We start from the raw sequence: 23,741 nt of genomic DNA, 5'->3' as shown, positions 1-23,741 counted from the left end.
CCCTCCTAAACACACTACAACGCGTAGTGTTAATTATTAAAAAAAGAGGCTATATGCACTCTCCGACAATAAGTACAATCGACATACAAAATAGCCCTAATGTTACATATACTGAATTTGTATGTAATGGCATATTCAGCTTAACAACTTTCTCATTCAACACTTGCTCAATTCGTAAATTAATTGCGGTTTTCGCAAACGACGCTGTAATACATTGATTTTCCATCGTCTTTATTTTAATTAACTTTAATAATGCACTACCTAGCTCAAATGAAGATTTCATTTTTTGCATCGCATATTTATCTGCTGATAGCTCTTGATATACATGATAACGCTGCAACATCCCTTTTAATATAGGAATATACATCATTCCCTCAGCTAACAATGTAAAGAAAAATAACTTTAATGGATCTCGATTTTTTTGATGATATTCCTCATGTAATACAATCGCATCAATTTCTTCCTCAGAAAATGCCTGAAACATTCCTTCTGAAATGACAATTTTCGGTCGAAATAATCCAATTGTAAATGCCGTAATCTGTAACGTTGATAATACGTACACTTGCTTTCCTTTTCTAGTAATAGACACGAGATTTCTTTTCAATCTTTTACTATAAAAAAATTGCTTCCAAATTCTTTTACTCATAATGATTACAGTAAATAACAGTAATCCGGCTATCATTATACGAAGTATTGATAGTTCCCTCATATGTTTTTGTAATTCAAATAAACAAAATTGAGAAAGGAAAAATGCTTTATTTTGAAAAAGAAATGGGTATGTAACATAGTATACTAACATGCTTAAAAAAAGCACACTAATAGTCACTGCTAACAAAACGATTTTACGCATTTGCCACTTCATTTTATCGGTCCTCTTTTTTTAGCCGACTTAATTTCTCTTCTAATTTTTTTATTAAAGATGGATCAGCTTGTTCTAACTCATCTATCATATGGTTCACAACAAGATCTCCAAATTCACCCATTAATTCCTGTGTCATTTTCTTCGTTTGATTAGATAAAAATTCTTCCTTCGTTTGTGTAGTACGATACATACCACTTCTTTTCACAATATGCTTTTCTAAATGTGCTTTCTCTACTAATCTGTTCATAACTGTCATTACAGTATTAAAATTCACCGGGGATTCTTCACTTAATCTCTGTTGCACATCTTTAATGGTAATACCCTCAGTAGCCCAAACAATTTCCATTATTTTCGCTTCAAGCGGTCCGAAAAAGTGATTTAACCCTTGCTCATTTAACTTGTAGTTTTGAGTAAACATCGTATGGCCCCTTTCACACTACAGATTGTAGTATAAAATATATAGAAGGTCAAACATAAATGATATTAACTGATACTTAAATGAATCCTAATCTCCACTAATTAGTTATCTGTACCACGTTCGATTCATTGTAAACCTAACTTCTCTCCAAATGTATCATAGAGATAATATTCTAATATTTGCACACTAAATTTCTCATTACGCCCAAGTGCAAATAATTCTCGATCTTTAGCTACGATAGTATCTAATGGAATCACCACATTATCCACTATTTTTGTAATTTCAATTATATTACTTTCTACGTTTACTTCTGTTTTAAATTCAATATTTTCTAATACTATATGTGAACGTCTTCCTGATGCAAAAAAAGTAAAGTTAGGGTTTTTAAAAATTCCAATTTCACTCTCTAACGGATATAAATATTTATAAATTATATCTCTGTGTCCATCTTTTATTATTTTTTCATCTTTTTCATCATCTAAATATTCTTTCACCTTCGCTGCGAACTCAAATCGGAAATCCACTCTTTCACGCTCCCTCTTTTTAGTCTACGCTAATAAATATATTAATATAATTTAACTATATTATAAAATAAGTTCCTATAAAAAGTAAAAAACACTTTTGTAAAACTTTTGGTATTCCCTGTACTTTTTAAATATAAATACTCTTTCAACATTCATTAGTACGTCGTTATATTCATTTAAACATATTGTCCCCATATTTTGAAACAATATTTTCCAGTATTATATATCAATAAAGTGAAACTTTAATCAATGGGGATTTTGTTCATCCCCCATTGATTATTAGCCCACACCAATCGGGCGTTTACGGGACGCAGGGCTCCCACCTAACCGCTTTGCTCCAATCGAATTTTGAGGCTGGAGTTTACTGCCCGCAAATAGCGGGATAAACTGCTTCTAATTCCTTTCTATCCACAGCTATCGACTCCTTATGCTATTTCAATATATTGTTCACTTTATTTCCCCTTATTCATTAAATCACAGAAGGAATGTAACTCCCCACTATCGAATTTTTACATAACAAATATTATTAGGTGGTGCTTTACTATGAAATTAGCTGTCATTGGTGGCGGTGATTTACAAGATCCAAATCACTTGCATATTAATGAACGACTTATAGAATTAACGAATAAACAATACCCAAAAGTATTATTCATTCCTACAGCTAGTCGTGATGATGAAGGATATATAAAGTTATTTTTAGCAACATTTGAAAAGCAATTACATTGTGAGGTTCAAATTTTACGCATTTCAACCGAAACACCTACTAAATATGAAATAGATGAGATGATTCATTCTGCCGATTTAATTTACCTTGGCGGTGGAAATTACGTTCACATGCTTGAACAATGGAAAGAACATAAACTAGATGAAAAGTTACTATTTGCTTTAAAACGAGGAACACTTATTGCAGGATATAGTGCCGGTGCTATGTGCTGGTTCACATCTAGCATTCGTTCAGATTATGAAGGTTCCGGTTATATAGAAAGTTGTGGCTGGGGTATTGTTAACAAAAGATTTTGCCCCCATTACAATCAATTAAATAGAATGAATGCCTTCCATACGTTTTTACAAACTCACCAAGGTAATATAGAAGGTATTGCATTAGAGGATAATTGCGCTTTATATATTACAGAAGGTTCATTTGAAATTATCGGTGAGCCAGATACAGCTTGGGAGTTTTATATGAATAATGGAGAACTCATTAGACAACATTTTGACATAACTTTAAAAAGTTATTTATAAGTATTCATAAAAAAATGTCCCTAAGTATAATGACTTAGGGACATTTTCATCTTTTAACTCACTAATCGTGTAATTCGTTTCTTCTGCCATGAAAGCTTATAATATGCATACTGTAATATTAAGCTGACGATGAATGCAGCTGGATACCCAATCCATATCCCTTCTATTCCAAGGGTCGTATGGTAAGAAAGATAATACGCCACAGGTACTTCAACAAGCCAAATTGATACAACACTGATTACAGTTGGCCATAATACAGTACCACTTGCTCGCATTGTCGCACTAATAATTTGTGCATGACCGAAAATTAAGTAGCTCCATAATGTAATCATGATTAGACTATGAGCAATGTCAATTGTATTTTGACTTGTTAAAAATAGTGCTAAAATATCTCTTGAGAACAAGTAAATAAGAGATATTAATACACCACCAATGATGTAATTCATAATAATTCCGGCCTTAACAACTTTCTGTAATCGATCAAATTGGTTCGCACCAATTGATTGCGCTGCAAAAATTGATACTGTAATACCGAGGCTAACCGCTGGCATTTGTACATAACTTGCAACTTGGTTCACAACGCCATACGCCGCTGTTGCATCTGAACCGTACCGATTTACAAATGCGATTACCGCGATCTCTGATAATGAAACTAATATCATATTAATACTCGCTGGAATACCGAGGCGTAACAATAATTTTAATAACTCCCATTCCATACGAAGATATTTTCTTACTGTCCCGTCTAATTGTAGTGGATGATTTTTCTTCTTTAAATACACTAGCATGACAATAAACGTAATAACTGTAGATATAACTGAAGCATAGGCTGCTCCGTAAACATCTAATTTCGGAGCTCCTAACCAGCCAAAAATAAGAATTGGTAATAAAATCATATTTAGCGCTGTACTTACGATTAAAAAGTAAAATGGCGTTTTTGAATCTCCTGTACCTCTCATAAATGTTGTGTATGCAAAATATAAAAATAATACTGGCATAGATATAAATAAAATTCTTGCGTAATGCACACTTATTTCAATAATATTTTCTGGCGTTCCCATAAGACGCATAATATCCATCGCAAAAATACTACCTATTATCGCCAACACGACTCCGATAATAAAAGTAAACGTAAGCGTCGTACCAACGATAGCTTTTAAGCGCTCCTCATTTTTAGCACCAAATGCCTGACCAATTAAAATTGAACTACCAGAACCAATTCCAATTACAAATGAAATGAGTAGGAAAAATAACGGGAAAAATGCCGATATAGCTGCTAGATCATTTACGCCAAGCCATCTTCCTACTACTACCATTCCAAATAACTGTCCAACTGACTGTAATACATTACTTAAAAGTAACGGCACTAAAAACATGGACATCGATTTCCATATCGGCTTATGTTCCGTTTCTGACTTCTGTGACTCTACACCTTCTTTATTGTTATCTGTAGGTGGTTTCAAATTTCATTTCTCCTTTTATTTAAAATCTGCACGGTTAAATCCGTGCTCAAATAATTGTAATTACTCCAACCATTTCTATACTGTTTGCTCGTCAAAGTAATTGCTTCTTCTACTCACTATTTTCAAATTCATCATAGAACTTTAGCATATTTTTCGTATCTGTAATCCTCAATCTCTTTGTATAGTTGTTTTTATTATGTGCATCTATTCATTTTCTTCTCTTCATTCTTATAACTTCACCCAATATTGGCTTCCATCAGCTGTTCTATCTAAAAAACCATATTCGATTAAATATCTTCTCAAAGTTACAAAATCCGGATATATATTTTCTAAAACTGTATTTACTTCTTTTTCAGTATACTTTTTATTACTATCGAATTTCTTCACTAAATGACGTAATATAATTAATTTCCGCTTTTGCTTTTTCGGAAATTTAGAAAGCGGTCCATCCAAACCTTCTGTAAAATGCGCTGTTAAAACTTCAGCATTTTCTTCCTCTGTAATATTGTATCGATCATCCACCATCGTAGCTGTTCTATGAATCGGTACAAATTTAGTTTGAACTTTTGATTTTTCTTCTGACAATTCCATTAACGCTAAAAATACTTTCGCTTGCTTCATTTTCTCGCGCAATGTAAATCGATGATTGCGAATCGTCGATGTGCTCCCGCCATCCATTTCTTTTACAATCTCTTTATCGTTAAGTCCCATATGGAAAAACTGAACCATTTTCTTTTGCAAATCAGTTAAGCCTGTAAACTTTTTATCAAGATTTAATAAATATTCAAACATAGATGTATGCTCATTTTGAATATGCAACTGTACAAACTTCTCTGCTTCATACAAAACTTGATTCTCTTGATAAATAACCCCTTTAATAAACGTTTCTCCACAAGCTAAACAAACATACTCCTCTGCTTCCTCGTCAAATACATACCCTTTCTTCAATTCCTCTATCGACGCATCCCAAAACTTCTCTGAAATATCACTCATACTAAACATTCCTCCAAAAGGTTTATTAAAACCATAAACAAATTACGATAACGTTTATTACCACTCCATCATCTTACCATACAAAAAGCAAACAATTCAATGTTTCGTTTGCCTATTTTACAAACTTTTATAAAAATATCTATTTATACGTTATAAAAAGGACTTATCCCAACAAACAGCGAATGTGTTTTTAGAAACGACTTATTATTAAGATGTGAAATATGCTGTTCAATATTTAAGTGCTACAAACCACATGGAACCGGCATTCACACATTCCAAAACTTCAGCATTCAATTTTAACTACAAAAAAGGTGTTTCCATATACGAAAACACCTTTTACCTTTTATATATTTTATAAACAACCTCTACTAAAACTTTACTTGCTTTTACAAATACATGTTTTCGATTTCCATCCTCAACGAATCTATTTGAACAACCACTAATCATCATACAACTAATTATGACTATTACTTTAATACTTTTTCTGCAAATCATTTTATGCAACTCCACTTTTGAAAACTCCATTCAAATTTACCCCATCAAAAAAAGTTTACACGAATAATGAAACGTAAGAATATGTAATGTTGCATATTTTTACGTTTCATTACAATATTGTGATTTAATTATTTTAATGACTGGTATACCGAGGTGATTTACTTGAAATTTAAAGCGAAAAAAAATCCATTTCATATCATTTTAATCTCATTGTTTTTAGTTGTTTTTTTCATTTCTCTATTCTTCCAAAATGAGAATTCTATTTTTTTCACTCTCATGATGCTCTTAAATATCGTGAATCTCTCTTCTTTCTATTTTTCTCATTACAAAATAACGGAATCTGCCCTTATTGTTAAACATGGTTTCATACTCCGTACTGAAATTCCATTTGAAAATGTACGCCACATTAAATACTCTGGTAAAAAGCTTCGTTCAGAAAATTGGACAAGACAACAAATAGAAATTCATTATAATTTATTCGACTCATTAACATCTTTCGTACCACAAGAAGAGGAGAAATTCATTTCACTCTTAAAAGAAAACTGGCCAAATGTGAAAATAATCAATAGTACCTCAAATGAATAATTTTGTTTGAGACAGTTCAATACTATTAGGATAACTATATAAGAATTGAATATCCTCCCCTCAGGCTAACTCTCCAATAGTTAGTCTATTTTTTATTACATAAAGATGCTACGCCTTCATCACAAACAAACGATACGAACATACACTATTTCTAGAAAAACAAACTACTACACAAAATGAATGAAAGGTGCTTATTATGTATGAGTTAAGTTATGAAGGATTAACAGGTGAAATTATTACAAGATATGATTGTGAGTACGAAGAAGCTAGACAAGAATGGAATCGAGCTATTCAAAAGTTTCCTTTAGCTATCATTTATTGTTTTACGAAATGGGATGTTAGTAATGCGATTATTTGGGCGAGAAAAAATGAAATTGCTATTCGCATTCGTTCTGGTGGACACCATTACGAAGGATATTCTGTCGGAAACAATGTCCTCGTAATTGATATAAGTAAAATGAACTGTATGCAGCTTAATGAACATAAAAATACATTAGTCATTCAAGGTGGTGCTCAAAATAAACAAATCTATGACTTTATCTCTTCAAAAGGTTACCCATTTCCAGGAGGAACTTGTCCAACTGTTGGAGTAAGTGGATACACTTTAGGTGGAGGTTGGGGCTATTCTAGTAGGTATTTCGGCCTTGGTTGTGACAATTTAATAGAGTTAGAATTAATTGACTATAAAGGTAAAGTAATTACAGCTAATGAAACTTGCCATAAAGACTTATTTTGGGCTTGTCGCGGGGCAGGTGGCGGAAATTTTGGCATCGTTGTTTCGCTAACTTTTAAGCTCCCTCCAATAGTTGATAAAGTTACTTTCGTTGAACTATATTGGCCTAACACTTCAGTAGACATCCAAAAGGAATTTCTTCACACATGGCAAAGCTGGCTAGTAAATTTAAATAGTAAGATGACAATCGGTGCGAGCATATACAACTCTGCTGTGGAAGGACTTGCAATATATGGACGAGGTTTATATTACGGTACCCCAGAAGATGCAGCGTTCATTCTACAAGATTTACTCAATATAAACGGGGTGAAGATGAATTTACAATATATCAGTTTTCTTGAAGCAATGGCCATTGTAGAATCTTCATATCCCTCGTCTGAACAATTTAAATCTACAGGCCGGTTCGTTCATAAACAATATAACGAGGAAGAAATCGAAAAAATTATTAGTCTTATTGAAGATAGAGCTTCCGGTAGTATTTTTGCAGCTATAAGTCTCTACCCCCTTGGAGGAAAAATTCAAGATGTAGGTAAAGATGCGAGCGCTTTTTATTACCGCGATGCACATTATATTCTAGGCATCCAAACTATATGGGAAGATCCAATTGTTAAAAAGGATAATTCCCAATGGTTAGAAAGCCGATTTGACTATATAGAATCTATAACAGAAGGCTCATTCATCAATTTCCCATACAGCGATTTGAAAGATTATATGAACGCTTATTACGGGACACATGCGAACAAATTAAGAAAAATCAGTAAAAAATATGACCCTTTATGTGTATTTACTTTTCCGCAAGGAATTAAAAATTAATATGCGATAAAGTGAAACTTTAATCAGTGGGGTTTTGTTCATCCCCCACTAATTATTATCCTTCACCAATCGGGCGTTTATGGGCAGCAGGATAAAAAAACCAAGATTCTAAATTAAGAATCTTGGCCTCTTCTATTATTCTTTCGGAGCAATCATTTTTTTCGGATCTACGATCTCATCAAATTGCTCTTCTGTTAGTAGTCCAGATTGCAATGCTGCTTCTTTTAAAGTTAACCCTTCTTTATGGGCATGCTTTGCAATTTTCGCGGCATTTTCATACCCGATATGTGGGTTTAGCGCTGTTACAAGCATTAATGAACGATTTACATTTTCATTAATTACTTCTTCATCTGCTTCAATACCAACTGCACATTTATCATTAAACGAAACGGTTGCATCCGCTAATAAGTGAGCAGATTGCAGGAAGTTGTAAGCAATAACTGGTTTGAATACGTTTAGCTCAAAATTACCTTGGCTCGCAGCAAATCCGATTGTTGTGTCATTCCCCATAACTTGTGCTACAACCATTGTTAATGCTTCACTTTGCGTTGGATTTACTTTACCTGGCATAATAGAGCTTCCTGGTTCATTTGCAGGGATAATAATTTCCCCAAGACCACTTCGTGGACCACTTGCAAGCCAGCGCACATCGTTAGCTATCTTCATTAAATCAGCAGCTAATGCTTTTAATGCTCCATGTGCAAATACGACTTCATCATGGCTCGTTAACGCATGGAATTTATTTGGTGCAGAAACAAATTGTTTACCTGTAAACAGACTAATTTCTTCCGCTACCATCTCACCAAATTTAGGGTGCGCATTAATTCCAGTTCCAACCGCAGTACCACCAATTGCTAATTCTTTCATATATGTATTGCTATCTGCAATCATACGCTCTGTTTTTTCAAGCATACGGTGCCATCCGCTAATTTCTTGTCCTAACGTTAAAGGTGTTGCATCTTGTAAATGCGTACGACCGATTTTAATAATATGTTCAAATGCAGTTACTTTTTCTGCTAATGTTTCTTTTAATTTCGTAATAGCTGGCAATACATGATTTTCTACCGCAATTACACACGCTACATGAAGTGCTGTTGGGAACGTATCATTGGAACTTTGAGACATGTTCACGTCATCATTCGGATGAATATGTACGTCAGATCCCTTTTCTTTCAAAATTTGATTACCGCGGTTTGCAATTACTTCATTTACATTCATATTCGATTGTGTACCACTACCCGTTTGCCATACGACAAGTGGAAAATGTTCATTCCATTTTTCTGCGATAACTTCATCAGCAGCTTCCACAATTGCTTGCGTCTTCTCTTCTGATAGCTTTCCTAATTTTTGATTACTAAGCGCTGCACTCTTCTTTAAAATCGCAAATGCTTTTACAATTTCAAGCGGCATATGCTCTGTTCCAATCGGAAAATTTTCCTTACTACGCTGCGTTTGTGCTGCCCATAATTTATCAGCTGGAACTTTCATTTCTCCTAATGTATCTCTTTCAATTCTGTACTCCATTTTTTCATCCCCTTGAAAATAAAATACCTACATCTTTTATTTTAACAGACTTTCCATCAAATGATAAGAATTCTCATTGATACATATAAAAAAAATTACCTTCCGCCACCGCAGAAGGTAATTTTTTATGATGCTTACTTTCCTTTATCCGCATCATCTACATACCAAATGAACTTGCCTGTATATCCATAAATAACTGCTAAAATGAGTGATACGAAGCTTAGCCACATAAATGGAACGTATGATAATGTTGATACACCTAAAATACCAGCCATAAAAATACCATTATCAGACCATGGAACCATACCAGAAGTCAAAGTTCCACCTACTTCTGAGTTACGTGCTAATACGCGGCGATCTATTTTTAATTTATCATAGCTTTCTTCCATAATTTTTGGTGTTAAAATAAGTGATACGTACATCGCACAACCAAATATGTTAGCTAAAAACGCAACGATTAATGTAGACAATGTTACATTACCTGCAGAATTTAATTTCTTCTCAAATTTCGATACGATTACCTTTAGAACACCTAACTTTTCAAGTAATCCACCAAAACCTAATCCGAAAATAATAACAGCTACTGAACCAAGCATACCATTAATTCCACCACGGTTTAATAACTTATCGACAAACTCGACACCAGATTGAATTGAGAATCCGTTATATGCTGTTCCAATTGCCTCTCCAAAGTTCATTCCTTGGAAAAGTGTTGCCCAAATCGCACCAATTAAAGCTCCCATAGCAATTGTTGGCATAGATGGTTTCTTCATCGCCAATAGCACAATAACAATTACCGCTGGAACAAGCATCCATATTTTAATATCAAAGTGCTTTAATAAAGATTCTTTTAAAAACTCAACTCTATTTAAATCTACATTATCCCCGCCATACATCCATCCAGCAACAGTAAACATAATGCTGGTAATAATATAAGCTGGAACGTCTAATACGAGCATAGCTCGAACGTGAGCAATAACATCTACTTTCGCCATAGAAGCTGCAAGAACTGTGCTATCAGAAAGTGGTGATAATTTGTCTCCGAAATAAGCTCCTGAAAGGACTGCACCCGCAACAAGCGGAAGTGGTAATCCAAGCCCTTCACCTATCGCCATCATAGCAATACCTGCAGTTCCAACTGTTCCCCATGATGTTCCTGTCGCGATAGAAGTGATTGAACAAATAATTAAAGTTGCCAATAAGAATATGCTAGGGTGAATGAATTCTAATCCATAATAAATTAATGTAGGTACAACCCCACCAGCAATCCACGTTCCAATTAAAGCCCCAACTGCAACTAAAATAAGAATTGCTTCTAATCCATTAGAAATCCCTTTCGTAATTGCATCTTGCAATTCTTGATAACGAAATCCTAATCTTAATCCAAGCGCAATAACTAAAAACCATGAAATAAATAGCGCTAATTGAATTGGGAGATCAAAAATCGTTTGGAAGGAAAAGACGACAGCAAGAAATAGGCATAAAAGAATAATAATTTCTAGCATCGATGGTAATCTTACACTTTTCATTTTTTTCTCTCCTTACAAGTCGATAACATGATGTATGTAGTCTTACGTGTATGTAGTATACAATTAGCGAAGACAAAACAAAATTTTCATATTATTTCGATTTATTTTTCCAGTATAATATATTCACAACCCTTTCTATTGTAAAAGTAGATTGCGCTTTTCGCAATGAAAAATATAAAAAATGTTGTATTTTATTTATTTAGATAAAAACACCTAATGAAATAAAACTTTAATCAATGAGGGTTTTATCCATCCCCACTAATTATTAACCCATAATAACCTTTTTAATATTTGCCTCAACAAAACTTTTTACTACCGCTTTCACCTCATATGTAATAATATATTTCTACATAAAAAAAGAGCACACATCATTTAATCGATGCATGCCCCTCTTTTATTTATACATATTTTGTATCTCTTCTTTATTTTTAAGTATTTCCGAAAACTTATCGCTACAACCTTTCGGAAATAAAACTCCGAGTCCATATGAATGCCCAAACTGAAAATGAGGGTATTTCACCTTGACCTCATCCCAAAACTTATACACACCGAAATCACCGTTTTTAACTTCAATATCATGAAATAATACAATACCATTTTTCGCAACTTTAGGTAACCATGTTTTATAATCATGAGAAACAGCTTCATAGGTATGATAGCCATCAATATGCAAAAGATTTATCGTTTCATCTTGAAACTCATCCAGAGCATCATCAAAAGTAGACCGAATTAAATTCCCTATATTCAGGTAGTTATCCCTCACCACTTTTTCTACTATTTGAAAAACCCCTTCTCCATATGGACCTGTATGCCCATCTCCAGCCCAAGTATCTACAGCAAAACATTTTGTGGCTAACCCACCATCTTTTACCCCCTGGCAAAAACTAAAAAAGGAAGCACCTAAATGCGTACCTAACTCAACTAAAGTTGCTGGTTCTTCAAATCTTACTAAATCATATGCGAAATCTAAATGCCCACTCCACGCAGATTGTGACCGAATAATAGGACTAAAATTTTCAAATTCAAACGATGGTTTATGAGTAACCCAGTTCATCACGTATCTCCTTATACACATATTTTTAACAAACCAAATTACTCTTATCTTTATTTTTTTGGCGTCGCGATTATGATTATATTTCATAAAAAGATGATCGTTCTTAATAAAATGAAAATTTAATCAGTAGGGTTTTTTCCATCCTCCACTGATTATTAGCCTCACCAATTGGACTTTTACGAGCAGCACGACTCCCACCTAACTTCCTCGCATTCGCCGAATTTCAAGGTGGGAGTCTTACTGACCGTTAATGCGGGATAAACAATTTTATTTCAAATTAGAAATTTCAGTTTATTGATATTCCATTCTGTGATATATTGCATATTGTATTCAATATATTTTTTTAAAAAGGAGGACTTATATATTTTATGGATTCAAATCGTTTAAAAGGAATTATTATGGTTGTAATCGGTGCTTGTTTATGGGGCTTATCCGGAACAGCTGCGCAACAACTTTTTCAGTATGAAAACGTTTCTACTGAATGGTTAGTTACAATCCGTTTGCTTATATCCGGTGCTATTTTGCTCATTATGTCATCATTCGGAGCGAACAAAAAAGAAATATTTGGAATTTGGAAACAAAAGTCTGATGCCAATAAGATAATTTTGTTCGGTCTTTTAGGCATGCTTGCTGTACAGTACACGTACTTCGCTTCTATTAAAGAAGGAAACGCTGCTGTTGCAACTTTGTTACAATATTTAGCCCCTATATTTATCACTGTATACTTACTTCTCAAATGGAGCGTTCGTCCATCAAAAATTGATTATATTTCAATTACCCTCTCATTAGTAGGGACTTTTCTCCTATTAACAAACGGTTCTGTTCATAACTTAGCTGTATCTACACCTGCTATCATTTGGGGCGTTTTATCTGGACTATCTCTTGCATTTTATAGTTTGTATTCAAAAGAATTGTTAGAAAAGTGGTCTTCATCCGTTATCGTTGGATGGGGGATGATCATTGGGGGGATTGGCGTAACGATTTTACACTTTATTTCCACAAACGAATTCATTTTATTATCAACTATGAAATATGTAAAACTAAGTACCCTCCCGCTCATTACATTTGTCGTCATTTTCGGGACACTCATCGCATTTTATTTATACTTAGATAGCATAAGATACCTTACGCCTAAAGAAACAACATTATTTGGCTGTACAGAACCACTCGCAGCTATTATTTCTTCTGTGCTTATTTTGCACGTACCGTTTCAATCTTTTCAGTTATTAGGTGCTTTTTGTGTAATTGTAATGGTGCTCATATTAAGCCAAAAACCGGATAAAGGAAAACCAAAATTAAAGCTTGTTAATACGAAAAAGAAATATATACAATGAAAGGATTGAATTCACTATGCCTGTCCCTCAAAATTATAAAAAACCAGGAAGAGTTTCAGCAAAGTCACTCGTTTTAAATCAACTGCAAGATTGGATTATAGAAGGTGTTTTACGACCTGATGAAAAAATAAATGATGGGGAATTGGCAGAAGCACTAGGAGTAAGCAGAACACCTGTTAGAGAAGCTTTACAAATTTTAGAGCTTTCTGGATTAGTTGAAATGGTACCTGGGCAAAAAACGAAAATCGCGCCTATTAAGTTAGACGACGTATCTATCATTTATGAGACGATAGCTGGTCTTCACTCAATTATAGGAAAGCAAGCACTGCAAAAAGTTACAGACGCTGATATTAAACTACTTTCCGAGATAAATGATGCTTTTCAACAATCTATACATGAAAAAGATTCAAAAAAAGCTTTAGAACTAGATATACGATTTCACAATACAATTACTTCTATTGCTAAAAACCGATATATTGAACCTTTTCTAGAAAATATGCAACTTCACATTTTACGCCTTGAATATTTATTTTTCCAAAACTTCGTGCCTGCAAGTCAATCTATTAAAGAACATCACTCTATAATTCAAGCACTACAAAAACAGGATGAAAAACGAATGGAACAAATGATGTCTCAAAACTGGCTCCGTCCAATGAAAGAAATACAAAAAATAATTTCTATGAAATAATAAAGCTGGTTACACAAAAGTGTAACCAGCTCCTTCTTTAATAATCTATATGCTATGCCTGAATATTTGCGTAATCTTCAATATGCTCGTACTCTTTTTCCAATTCCTCTAAAGATAGCTCGTATAATTGTCGGTCGCGAATCTTAAACACCCCTGCTCCAATTAACTCATCAATTAAATGTCTCTTACGATTTTCAACAGCAAAACGGAGTTGACTACTCATCTTTTAAAAAACTCCTTTCTACGATCATTGAAAATGATAATCTTTATCAATTACCACTTTTGATTATAAAAGATGATTCTTAATAAGTAAAGTAATCTTATGAAATATTTACCTTACAAAGTATTTGTGGCCACATTATATATATGTATGCCACGCGAAAAATGTTATGACACTTTTTCATACCCTTTTTCTTTCATACTTTGCAAGTTGTCTCATTATGGTTAAATTCACCTTCTATTTCAACTTGAATGGTGACATGTTCTACATGAAATTTCCCCTTTAATACATCCGTTGCTTCTTTCAATACGCTTTGCGTTTCATTACCTTCGATAATAAGATGGCAAGTTAATACTTGAAAATCTGATGTTACAGACCATATATGTAAATCATGAACTTCTTTTACAATAGTAATATTTAATAATGTATTTTTCACCTCTTCAGCATCTATGTGCTGCGGTGCACCTTCCATTAATATATGAACTGTATCACGTGTTACACGCCATCCACTTATAATGACTAAAATAGACACAAGAATACTAGCAACCGCATCTGCAGCAGTCCATCCAAAAAATTTAATAAGTAACGCAGCAATAATCGCTCCAACTGAACCTAATAAATCGCCTAGTACATGTAAGAACGCACTTCTTAAATTTAAATTACCTTTCACATCTCCGCCTCTCATTAATATCCAAGCTGATACAATATTAATAAGCAGACCAAGCACAGCAATAATGAGCATTCCATTACTAGCGATTTCAACTGGTTCCTTAAAACGACGAATTGCTTCAATAAAAATATATACTGAAATGACAATAAGAACGACACCATTACATAATGCCGCTAACATTTCGACTCGCTTATACCCATATGTTTTCGCAGCCGTTGCCGTTTTTTCCCCAAGCTTGAACGCAAGTAAACTTAAAGCTAAGGATACTGCATCACTTAACATATGCCCTGCGTCAGACAATAGTGCTAAGCTATTTGTTACAAATCCGCCAATAACTTCAGCAATCATAAAGCTTGTTGTTAATAAGAAGGCAATTAATAACGCTTTTTTATTTTTTGAATGACCGTGATCATGTGAGTGTCCCATACAAATACTCCTTTAAGTGCAATATCTGTATGTTATTATGAAACACATTCCCTATCTTTATCCCCCATTAACGCCCGATAGTGAATGCTACTAATCCATAGAAGATGAACAATACCCCACTGATTAAAGTTTCACTTTATCCCGCTTCCTCTGTATACAAACTTCGCTACTTTTCAAACAAGTCCTTTTTCTCAACTAAAAACAAGACTACTTCTTTTTTATTTTCATATTGTTTACTAATGAAAGAATTTTTAAGGGGGTTACAAACTTGAAACGACTATTTCTCTGCATGGAGCGTGAACTTGTTGTAGTAAAAGAACAATATGGTAACTATGAAACCACATATCATTTACAAAATATGCAACCTACCTGTATTGTGGTTGATCCATTCCAAACAAATCGTGTATATTGCGGCACATTTGGACGAGGTTTATGGCTAAGTGACGATGGCGGGGATTCATGGAGACCAATTGGAGATTCATATCGTTACTTTGATTTCCCTAAAGAGGATGGTATTTTACACTCTTCTATTACTTCTATAACGATAAGCTCAAATGAACAAGTTAACGGCTACGGCGTCGTTTATGTCGGCACAGAACCGAGTGCTTTATTCCGTTCAGAAAATGGTGGTGAAACGTGGACTGAACTTAAAAATATGAAATCATTATTATCTTCCTATACGTGGGCTTTTCCGCCTAGACCTTTTACCCATCACGTACGCTGGATTACAGTTGATCCAAACAATCCAAATACACTCCATGTTTCAATCGAAGCTGGTGCTGTTATTCAAAGTAATGATAAAGGGCATACATGGATTGATAAAAAATTCGGTGCTCCTATCGATGCTCATCAATTACTCATGCACCCTGAAGCCCCAAATCGCCTTTATGCATCATGTGGTGACGGATTTATGGGCGGACCTGATCGCGCATATCTTGAAAGTTATAACAGTGGAAACAGCTGGATCTCATGTAGTGACGGACTTGAGCATCATTATTTATACAGCATGGCTATCGATCCAGCTGATTGCGATACAATTCTCGTTTCTGCCGCACCGAGTGCTGATTTAGCTCATCACCGTATTCCTTATGAATCTTATATTTATCGTAAAACGAAAGAGACTCCGTTCCAGCAAGTACAGCAAGGTCTACCATCTGCAATTGGTACAGTCATTTCGATGTTTGCTACAAATCCAGCCGAACCACATACGTTTTACACTTTAAATAACAATGGCATCTTTCAATCCACTGATAGCGGTGAAACGTGGGAACAACTAAACATTACATGGAAAGAGGAATATAAAACGCAGCATCCGCATGCGTTACTCGTTACTAATTCTTAACGCAAAAGAGACTGCCTTCATTTAAGGCAGTCTCTTTATTTATTTCTTTAAATCAATGACAATATCATCTAACACTATATCTTTACTCTTCGCTTCTTTTTTCGGTACTTCTATTTTCTTCTCTTTCCCATTCACATACTCCACTCCACCATGATTTTCAGGTGTATGAACTCGCAAGTGCACACGAGGTGTAACGATAAGCTTTGTAGCATTTTCGTTCAACTTTTGGAAGGTAGCACTCCAACTACTTTTATGTGGCTCTGCTACTGTACTACTTCCGCCATTTCCTTCACCAGCATAATGATTTCCTAAATCATCTTTTATTTCTAACTCAACATCCGCACTATCCCATATACTTCTTAATGCCTTAGATTCTTCTTGATTGAAAAAAACGATAAATGACATTGGGGTTACTTCCATTTTGTCTATATTTACTTTTATTAATTCATTTTCAGAAACCCTATTAACCTTTACTTCCGTACTATCCATTGCTTTTAAACTAAGCGCGAAATTCCAGTTCCCCTTTATTACATTACCTTCATAATCCAACTCAATTGCCTCTATATCCCACCAAACATTTGCAACATCTAACCTTTCACTACCATGACCACTCATCGTAGTCATACCTACATATTTTCCCTCTCCAACTTTTGAAACGTTCGAACTACCTCCTCCGCCATTAAAGCCCATAACTTGCGGACTTCCAAATAGGAACGGTTTCTCTCCTAAATCTTTTTCACTCTCAATAGAATATGTGATTGTAATTGTTCTACCATCGAACACAGCATCATTAATTGTAACCTTAACCCCATTACTCTCTCTCGTCATATTCAATTCAGTCGAAAACTCTTTATAATTTTCATATAGTCCTGTTCTACCATTATCTAAAAATCGGAATATATCACCTACAATTGGCAATCCCCCGGCATATGTAGGAAACCCGATACCAAGCGTTGCAACTGATAACCCTACTAAAATAGATGCAGCAGCGACACCCTTTTTCCAACTTTTCATCTTTTTCTTCATACGTATCGATTGTTTTACATTACGTTTTACTTTTCCTTTTTCAATTTCAGAGGCCTCAATTTCCTCAAGTTCTTTTTCATCTATATCAATGTCATTTAATAGTTCATAAATGTCTTTCATATTGCACTACCTCCAAAACTAATATTCGTAGCATTTTGTTGTAGTTTCTTTTTTCCCCGGTACACACGATTATCGATCGCCGCCCTGGTTAATCCTAACTTGTCACCGATTTCCTCTGTCTTCATACCGAGAAGATATTTCATAACGAACACCTTTTGATCTAACGGTTCTAATTGATTAATAAGCTTCAATAACTCTTCCCTATCTTCCATAACGATTAATTCATCTTCTGCCGATTTTTCTGTACTAATATGAAACTCATCTGAAATAATTTCTACTGTTTTAGTCGCTTTCCGGTAATAATCAATCGCCTTAAACTTTGCAATCGCTGCAATCCATTTTTTAAAATCACTCGGCTCTCCATGAAACTTATTTGCGTTATTCCAAATGGAAAGAAATATATCATTTACACATTCCTCTATGAGTCCATCATTTTGAACTGGAAGAAGTACTTTGTGCGTGATTCCTTTTATGAGTGGTAAGTATGTATCGACAACAAATTCTAGCGCATCTTCTTTTTGCCGCTGTAATCTTTTTATAAAATTTTTCTCATTTGATTTCATGTAGCGATTCCCCTTATTTTTTTGTAAAAGCTTTTACACCCTATATAACGTTTTGGAAATTTTTTTCTCTCATCTTTTTTTATTTTTTGTATGTAATGGAATACTTTTCCTTAGCTATTGTCTCATATAACTATGTATTCAAAGAAAATTTTCTCAAGTCTGTAATTCAATTAGTGTAGTACACTATTTATGCAGACACTCTTTAACCTAGTGTACATTTCATTTAATTAATCTACTTTTATAATTTTAAATTAGGAGATGAGATTTGTATGTGTGGAATTACAGGTTGGGTAGATTGGAAGAAAGATCTTTCAAATGAACATGTTATTTTAGAAAAGATGGCGAATAGTATTCAGCATCGCGGTCCTGATGCTGAAGGATTTTGGTTTTCACCTCATGCGGCTTTTGCACACCGACGTTTAATTGTTATTGACCCAGAAGGCGGGACGCAGCCAAAAACATTCCGTGCCGGTGATTATACGTATGCTCTTACTTATAATGGAGAAATTTATAATTTTCGTGAGCTGAGAGAACAGCTTCAAAAATGTGGGCATGCATTTGAAACTCATTCAGATACAGAAGTGTTACTACATGCTTATTTAGAATGGAAAGAAGACTGCGTACAACATTTAAACGGAATTTTCGCTTTCGCCTTATGGGATGGTCAGAAGCAACAACTGTTTTTAGCACGTGATCATTTAGGCGTAAAGCCACTCTTTTATACAGAAAGAAATGACAGTATTATTTTCGGATCTGAAATAAAAGCATTATTAGCTCATCCATCTGTTCCTGCTGAAATTGATGCGGACGGCATAAATGAAATATTTGGATTAGGCTTATTTCGAACTCCAGGATGTGGCGTCTTTAAACATATTCAAGAAGTTCGTGCTGGACATTCTATAACATTCACACGTGATAAAAAAGTAGTTAAGAAGTATTGGAATTTAGAAAGTAAGATTCATACAGATTCTACTGAAGATACATCATCACATATTTTATCTATTTTACAAGATACAGTAAAAAGACAATTAATTGCCGATGTTCCTCTCGTTTGTATGTTATCAGGCGGATTAGATTCTAGTGGTATTACTGCACTGGCAGGTAAAGAATTTAGAGAGGAACACAAAACACTTCACACATATTCAATCGACTTTTTAAATAGCGCGAAAGATTTCGAACTGACATTTGCTCGAACTGGTCTAGATGCTCCTTGGGTAAAACGTGTTTCTGAACATGTAGGGACGTCGCATCATGACATTATTGTGAATGCTGAAGAGTTAGCAAATCACTTATTCGTTCCCCTTCACGCGAAAGATTTACCCAGTGCTGGTGAAATGGAAACTTCACTTTATTTACTATTTTGCGAAATGAAAAAAGATGCAACCGTAGCTTTATCTGGAGAATCTGCTGATGAAGTATTCGGGGGATATCCTTGGTTTCATCAAGAAGAACTATTATATGTAGATAAGTTTCCGTGGTTAACAAACTGGAAAAACACATCTTCTCTATTATTAAACGACGTCACAACTCAATGTAATCCTGAGCAGTATATTAATAAACGATTCCATGAAGCTGCTCTTGAAGTACCTACTCTTGAAGGTGAAAGTAAAAAATCCGCGAAACAACGTCAAATGTTTTATTTATTTTTAACACGATTCCTTCCGTTCTTACTCGACCGTAAAGACCGTATGAGTATGGCTGTAGGATTTGAAGTTCGTGTACCGTTTTGCGATTATAGACTAGTTGAATATTTATGGAATGTTCCTTTCAACATAAAAAGTATTGATAATATTGAAAAGGGAATTTTACGTAGAGCGCTGAAACCGGCTTTACCTGATGATGTGCGAAATAGAAGAAAAAGCGCTTACCCTACTTCACAGGATCCACACTATTTACAAACAATCCGCAATTTAACGCTTGATATGTGCAGCAATAAAAACAATCCTGTTTTCTCACTCATTAACCATTCCATATTACTTGCAATTGCTGATCAAAGTAACAAAGAGATTACCAATTTTGAAGCAAGAAGTGCTATGGAGTATATGCTACAAGTAAATGAATGGTTAAAAACGTATCATATTCATATTGCTTAACAAAAAGGAGTTCAAGGACAAAAACCCTTGAACTCCCTTTCATTTATTAATTGGCACATTGTCTATTTTCAGTATCGATGGACCATCCAATAATAGTGGCACAATCTCTACCTTTCCACTGAAGTACATTTGTTAATACAGGCTCAATCTGTAAACAAGATCCGTCGTGTAATATTTCTACTAAAGATTGATCATCATCAAACTTTAGTTTATCACACTCTAAAATACCATCCGTTGCCATTACAATGTGATTCTGACCTTTTTCTAATCCCCTTACCCCTGATGTAAAACAAGGTGTATTCGCTGCAAAAACATTTTTTCTTCCTATATACTCATAGTTCTTACGCTTATTTAGCCTACCTTTTCCATTTTTCTTTTGCTCTGAATGGAATAAATACGCGAAGCAATCACCAACTGATAGCCAATATAAGAACTCGCCTTTTCGTAAACAAATTAAACATGCAAGCTCCTCATCATCTTGGTCACATTTCTCGATAAAGAGCTCATCTGTAAATAACGCTAATAAATACATATGTGTATGATGAAATGCTAAATGGATTGGGTATGAAAATAACTCTTTTAGTTTTTCTTCTCTTTCTGAAATCGCTTCTATTATATAATGTATATTTTTCGTTTTATGATGTGTATCAAAAATCATAACAAATTCAAATTCTAATTTCGGATCCCACCAAGCTAGCACTGCATCTCCTCTTTCATATGCATCACTCTCTTGATTTCCTCCATATACGCCGACTGAAAGAGGACCACATTTTTCAACATGTATTTGATCTACATACATCTTTTCATGACTAATCCATTTAAATGTATTCACAGCTATCATCCTCTCTCTTGCTAAATGTATACCTTTACACATAGATTACCTTATATTTCAATAAAAATAAACTTTTTCAACATTTTTAATGAAAATAAAAGGATTTTACTTCTGAATCAACGAATATATCTTACTATACGATATAAAAATAGGAGGATTTATCATTATGAAAGACATTAATCAACATTGGGAAAGTATTTATTATCACTTACGATATGAATATGAAGACAACCTTTCTCACCAAGCTATTCGTATTTTACAAATCGTTTCTCGTGAGAAAGATATAACAATTGGAAAAGTTGCTACTGAGCTTAGTCTCTCTCATAACACAGCATCTGAACACGTAAAGCGCCTTATTCAAAAAGGATTTATTATAAAAGAAAGAAACAAACACGATGAAAGGGTTGTAAACCTTACTTTAACGAAAGAAGGCATTGAAGTATTAGAAAAGCATACTTTACTAGATAAAGAAAAGATAAAAATATTAGAATCACAGTTATCAAAAGAAGAACAACAATTAATTGAAAAAGCCTTTTCGTTATTAGCGAAGGAGGCAAAATATGCATTTCCTCGTTAAAGTAATCGTTTCGGCACTTATTATCGGCGTTATTACTGAAGTCGCTAAACATTATAGTACGATAGGCGGCTTTATCGCTGCCCTTCCACTCGTTAGTTTACTAAGCCTATTTTGGATTTCTTTCGAAGGTGGGAGTAAACAAGAATTAAGTCAATTCGCTTTAGGCGTATTATATGGATTTCCTGCATCTGCACTACTATTATTTATTGTTTATATCGGTTTAAAGAACTCCTTTTCACTTAGTACATCTATACTCTTCGGCATATGTGCCTGGTGTATCGTCTTTACTTGCCAAAAAGTATTTCAAACTTAGGGGGAATTACTATTAATAGATCAATAGAGATATTTGGACAAACTGTAGAAGTATATATAAGAGGTAACAGTAAACAAACTGTAGTCATTCAAACAGGAATGAGTTGCTCATTTTATGATTGGCTCCCTATTATAGAAGAGCTTTCACAACACTTTACAGTTGTTTCATACCATCGCCCAGGTTACGGAAAAAGTGAGCTAGGAACTAATCGACGTACAACAATGCAAGTTGTAAAAGAACTACATATGTTACTACATGAACTAGATATTTATGAGCCAATCATTTTAATCGGTCATTCCTATGGAGGTTTATGCGCACAACATTTTGCAATGTTACATGAAGATAGGCTGCAAGCACTTCTTTTAGTTGATTCTACTTCCATGAACTTACACCGATTAGATGAGCTTCATTTACCAGTTTCTGATCAAACTGATTCTGATGATATGTGGCTACAAAAATATTATACTTACTCCAACATGGATGCAGACGCACTTTATAATGAACTAAAATCTATGCTCGTCAATACAACAAAACAGCATATCAAATTTTCTACATCTCCTTCCTTATATAAAGCGACAGCTTCTGAACTGTCCGAGTGGAAAAATTGTGCTCGCTCAATAAAAAAACAACATAAAACATTAGAAATACCATTAATCGTTATCGGTAGAGATCCTCAATATTCTATTGCTCAATTGATTGAGGGCGGTATGCCAAAAGAAGAAGCTACACAACTTGAAGATATGTGGCAAGAACTTATTCGTGAACAATTAAATCTCTCAATAAACAGCCAATACATTTTGGCTGAACATGCTAGTCACGGGATAGAAAACGATCGTCCAGATGCTATCATTGAAACGATTCACTTATTGTAAATAAAAAAAGGAAGCAACTAAAGCTGCTTCCTTACTTATCTATTCATAGTCTTCTTCATCATCGACTTCTTCATAATACGAACTCCCATTGCTTACATATATAGGACCGTTCGCAACATCAATACGTAGTACCCATGCCCATGGCACAGCTAAACGTTTATGTATTGCTCTCCAAAAGTTCATTGATTTTCTTTCGTACTCCTGGAACTCCTGAAGTAACTCTTTATAGGAGGAACCGTCTAACTGAATATTTGCTTCTAATAAACGAGAATGGGCATAGTACTGTAACTCTAGTTCAGCAGCAATCTCCATTTCTTCTTCCGTTGCCATACCTATAATTGCTCCATCTGCTGGTGCGATTTCATATACGTTGTGAACTTCAATAAGCCCTTCTTTCTCTTTCTCAAACATGTAAACAGCCTCCTTTAAC

At 34.4% G+C, this 23,741-nt stretch carries 25 protein-coding genes; 10 read left to right on the top strand and 15 right to left on the bottom strand.

Annotated features, from left to right (window positions below):
- Nucleotides 1–49: 49 nt before the first annotated feature.
- The 3 genes from MR066_RS07970 to MR066_RS07960 all read right to left on the bottom strand — a co-directional run bounded on the left by MR066_RS07970 (nucleotide 50) and on the right by MR066_RS07960 (nucleotide 1,804).
- Nucleotides 50–862 (bottom strand): M56 family metallopeptidase, encoded by an 813-nt coding sequence (locus MR066_RS07970; protein WP_002012264.1) that lies wholly within the window; start codon nucleotides 860–862, stop codon nucleotides 50–52.
- 1 nt (nucleotide 863) lies between these two features.
- Nucleotides 864–1,280, bottom strand: a complete 417-nt coding sequence (locus MR066_RS07965; RefSeq protein WP_002031086.1) for a BlaI/MecI/CopY family transcriptional regulator — start codon at nucleotides 1,278–1,280, stop codon at nucleotides 864–866.
- 125 nt (nucleotides 1,281–1,405) lie between these two features.
- The gene (locus MR066_RS07960; RefSeq protein ID WP_002031084.1) at nucleotides 1,406–1,804 is read right to left on the bottom strand and encodes a DUF3942 family protein; all 399 of its coding nucleotides are present in this window, start codon (nucleotides 1,802–1,804) and stop codon (nucleotides 1,406–1,408) included.
- Nucleotides 1,805–2,347: 543 nt separating this feature from the next.
- Between MR066_RS07960 and MR066_RS07955 the strand changes: the two genes are divergently transcribed.
- Nucleotides 2,348–3,046, top strand: a complete 699-nt coding sequence (locus MR066_RS07955; protein WP_242246595.1) for a peptidase E — start codon at nucleotides 2,348–2,350, stop codon at nucleotides 3,044–3,046.
- Between the two features lie 53 nt (nucleotides 3,047–3,099).
- On the opposite strand, the gene MR066_RS07950 is transcribed toward MR066_RS07955, so the two are convergent.
- The 3 genes from MR066_RS07950 to MR066_RS07940 form a co-directional block, all read right to left on the bottom strand.
- Nucleotides 3,100–4,509: an MATE family efflux transporter gene (locus MR066_RS07950; protein WP_242246594.1), complete on the bottom strand. Its 1,410-nt coding sequence runs from the start codon at nucleotides 4,507–4,509 to the stop codon at nucleotides 3,100–3,102.
- 228 nt (nucleotides 4,510–4,737) lie between these two features.
- Complete coding sequence (locus MR066_RS07945) at nucleotides 4,738–5,502, bottom strand: DUF2087 domain-containing protein (protein WP_002086396.1); 765 nt, start codon at nucleotides 5,500–5,502, stop codon at nucleotides 4,738–4,740.
- A gap of 336 nt (nucleotides 5,503–5,838) precedes the next feature.
- Nucleotides 5,839–6,027 (bottom strand): hypothetical protein, encoded by a 189-nt coding sequence (locus MR066_RS07940; protein WP_012260704.1) that lies wholly within the window; start codon nucleotides 6,025–6,027, stop codon nucleotides 5,839–5,841.
- Nucleotides 6,028–6,159: 132 nt separating this feature from the next.
- Here MR066_RS07940 and MR066_RS07935 point away from each other — a divergent pair, with 132 nt between their 5' ends.
- The gene (locus tag MR066_RS07935) at nucleotides 6,160–6,582 is read left to right on the top strand and encodes a PH domain-containing protein (RefSeq protein WP_242246592.1); all 423 of its coding nucleotides are present in this window, start codon (nucleotides 6,160–6,162) and stop codon (nucleotides 6,580–6,582) included.
- Between the two features lie 196 nt (nucleotides 6,583–6,778).
- Nucleotides 6,779–8,128, top strand: coding sequence for an FAD-binding oxidoreductase (locus MR066_RS07930; protein ID WP_242246590.1), 1,350 nt, complete (start codon nucleotides 6,779–6,781; stop codon nucleotides 8,126–8,128).
- Between the two features lie 135 nt (nucleotides 8,129–8,263).
- Here MR066_RS07930 and fumC read toward each other — a convergent pair whose 3' ends face one another.
- The 3 genes from fumC to MR066_RS07915 form a co-directional block, all read right to left on the bottom strand.
- Nucleotides 8,264–9,652, bottom strand: coding sequence for a class II fumarate hydratase (gene fumC, locus MR066_RS07925; protein WP_002035171.1), 1,389 nt, complete (start codon nucleotides 9,650–9,652; stop codon nucleotides 8,264–8,266).
- A gap of 134 nt (nucleotides 9,653–9,786) precedes the next feature.
- Nucleotides 9,787–11,181: a Na+/H+ antiporter NhaC gene (gene nhaC / locus MR066_RS07920; RefSeq protein ID WP_242246588.1), complete on the bottom strand. Its 1,395-nt coding sequence runs from the start codon at nucleotides 11,179–11,181 to the stop codon at nucleotides 9,787–9,789.
- Between the two features lie 394 nt (nucleotides 11,182–11,575).
- Complete coding sequence (locus MR066_RS07915; RefSeq protein ID WP_002030981.1) at nucleotides 11,576–12,235, bottom strand: class I SAM-dependent methyltransferase; 660 nt, start codon at nucleotides 12,233–12,235, stop codon at nucleotides 11,576–11,578.
- 368 nt (nucleotides 12,236–12,603) lie between these two features.
- On the opposite strand from MR066_RS07915, the gene MR066_RS07910 reads away from it, so the two are divergent.
- Together MR066_RS07910 and MR066_RS07905 are read left to right on the top strand one after the other, a co-directional pair.
- Nucleotides 12,604–13,569: a DMT family transporter gene (locus MR066_RS07910; protein WP_242246578.1), complete on the top strand. Its 966-nt coding sequence runs from the start codon at nucleotides 12,604–12,606 to the stop codon at nucleotides 13,567–13,569.
- Between the two features lie 16 nt (nucleotides 13,570–13,585).
- The gene (locus tag MR066_RS07905; protein WP_002030983.1) at nucleotides 13,586–14,257 is read left to right on the top strand and encodes a GntR family transcriptional regulator; all 672 of its coding nucleotides are present in this window, start codon (nucleotides 13,586–13,588) and stop codon (nucleotides 14,255–14,257) included.
- 52 nt (nucleotides 14,258–14,309) lie between these two features.
- On the opposite strand, the gene fbpA is transcribed toward MR066_RS07905, so the two are convergent.
- Complete coding sequence (fbpA, locus tag MR066_RS07900) at nucleotides 14,310–14,480, bottom strand: Fur-regulated basic protein FbpA (RefSeq protein WP_002012091.1); 171 nt, start codon at nucleotides 14,478–14,480, stop codon at nucleotides 14,310–14,312.
- 193 nt (nucleotides 14,481–14,673) lie between these two features.
- A complete protein-coding gene (locus MR066_RS07895; protein ID WP_002012090.1) occupies nucleotides 14,674–15,573 on the bottom strand; it encodes a cation diffusion facilitator family transporter in 900 nt (299 codons plus the stop codon).
- 268 nt (nucleotides 15,574–15,841) lie between these two features.
- On the opposite strand from MR066_RS07895, the gene MR066_RS07890 reads away from it, so the two are divergent.
- Complete coding sequence (locus MR066_RS07890) at nucleotides 15,842–16,915, top strand: WD40/YVTN/BNR-like repeat-containing protein (RefSeq protein WP_002141199.1); 1,074 nt, start codon at nucleotides 15,842–15,844, stop codon at nucleotides 16,913–16,915.
- Nucleotides 16,916–16,954: 39 nt separating this feature from the next.
- On the opposite strand, the gene MR066_RS07885 is transcribed toward MR066_RS07890, so the two are convergent.
- On the bottom strand, nucleotides 16,955–18,061 hold the full coding sequence (locus MR066_RS07885) for a DUF4179 domain-containing protein (RefSeq protein ID WP_242246575.1): 1,107 nt from the start codon (nucleotides 18,059–18,061) through the stop codon (nucleotides 16,955–16,957).
- Nucleotides 18,058–18,624, bottom strand: a complete 567-nt coding sequence (locus tag MR066_RS07880) for a sigma-70 family RNA polymerase sigma factor (RefSeq protein WP_002141196.1) — start codon at nucleotides 18,622–18,624, stop codon at nucleotides 18,058–18,060. The genes MR066_RS07885 and MR066_RS07880 overlap by 4 nt, the downstream gene beginning before the upstream one ends.
- A gap of 269 nt (nucleotides 18,625–18,893) precedes the next feature.
- On the opposite strand from MR066_RS07880, the gene asnB reads away from it, so the two are divergent.
- Nucleotides 18,894–20,717 carry an asparagine synthase (glutamine-hydrolyzing) gene (gene asnB, locus MR066_RS07875; RefSeq protein ID WP_242246574.1) on the top strand — a complete coding sequence of 608 codons (1,824 nt, stop codon included), beginning with the start codon at nucleotides 18,894–18,896 and terminating at the stop codon, nucleotides 20,715–20,717.
- A gap of 46 nt (nucleotides 20,718–20,763) precedes the next feature.
- Here the strand turns inward: asnB and MR066_RS07870 are convergent, their stop codons facing one another.
- The gene (locus MR066_RS07870; protein ID WP_242246571.1) at nucleotides 20,764–21,591 is read right to left on the bottom strand and encodes a PP2C family serine/threonine-protein phosphatase; all 828 of its coding nucleotides are present in this window, start codon (nucleotides 21,589–21,591) and stop codon (nucleotides 20,764–20,766) included.
- A gap of 124 nt (nucleotides 21,592–21,715) precedes the next feature.
- On the opposite strand from MR066_RS07870, the gene MR066_RS07865 reads away from it, so the two are divergent.
- From MR066_RS07865 to MR066_RS07855, 3 genes are read left to right on the top strand one after another with little or no spacing between them, the layout of a single operon-like run.
- The gene (locus tag MR066_RS07865) at nucleotides 21,716–22,126 is read left to right on the top strand and encodes a MarR family winged helix-turn-helix transcriptional regulator (RefSeq protein WP_002030991.1); all 411 of its coding nucleotides are present in this window, start codon (nucleotides 21,716–21,718) and stop codon (nucleotides 22,124–22,126) included.
- Nucleotides 22,110–22,439 carry a DUF3147 family protein gene (locus tag MR066_RS07860; RefSeq protein WP_242246562.1) on the top strand — a complete coding sequence of 110 codons (330 nt, stop codon included), beginning with the start codon at nucleotides 22,110–22,112 and terminating at the stop codon, nucleotides 22,437–22,439. The genes MR066_RS07865 and MR066_RS07860 overlap by 17 nt, the downstream gene beginning before the upstream one ends.
- Nucleotides 22,391–23,311 carry an alpha/beta fold hydrolase gene (locus MR066_RS07855; RefSeq protein WP_242246560.1) on the top strand — a complete coding sequence of 307 codons (921 nt, stop codon included), beginning with the start codon at nucleotides 22,391–22,393 and terminating at the stop codon, nucleotides 23,309–23,311. Before MR066_RS07860 ends, MR066_RS07855 begins: the two co-directional genes overlap by 49 nt.
- 39 nt (nucleotides 23,312–23,350) lie before the next feature.
- Here MR066_RS07855 and MR066_RS07850 read toward each other — a convergent pair whose 3' ends face one another.
- Nucleotides 23,351–23,722 (bottom strand): hypothetical protein, encoded by a 372-nt coding sequence (locus MR066_RS07850; protein WP_000461762.1) that lies wholly within the window; start codon nucleotides 23,720–23,722, stop codon nucleotides 23,351–23,353.
- Between the last annotated feature and the right edge of the window lie 19 nt (nucleotides 23,723–23,741).

Origin of the sequence: Bacillus cereus group sp. BfR-BA-01523 (assembly GCF_022662615.1) — a bacterium.
In the GTDB taxonomy this organism is placed as follows: Bacteria; Bacillota; Bacilli; order Bacillales; family Bacillaceae_G; genus Bacillus_A; species Bacillus_A mycoides.
The sequence above is the reverse complement of the archived record's forward strand: the minus strand, read 5'-3'. Positions and strand labels throughout refer to the sequence as shown.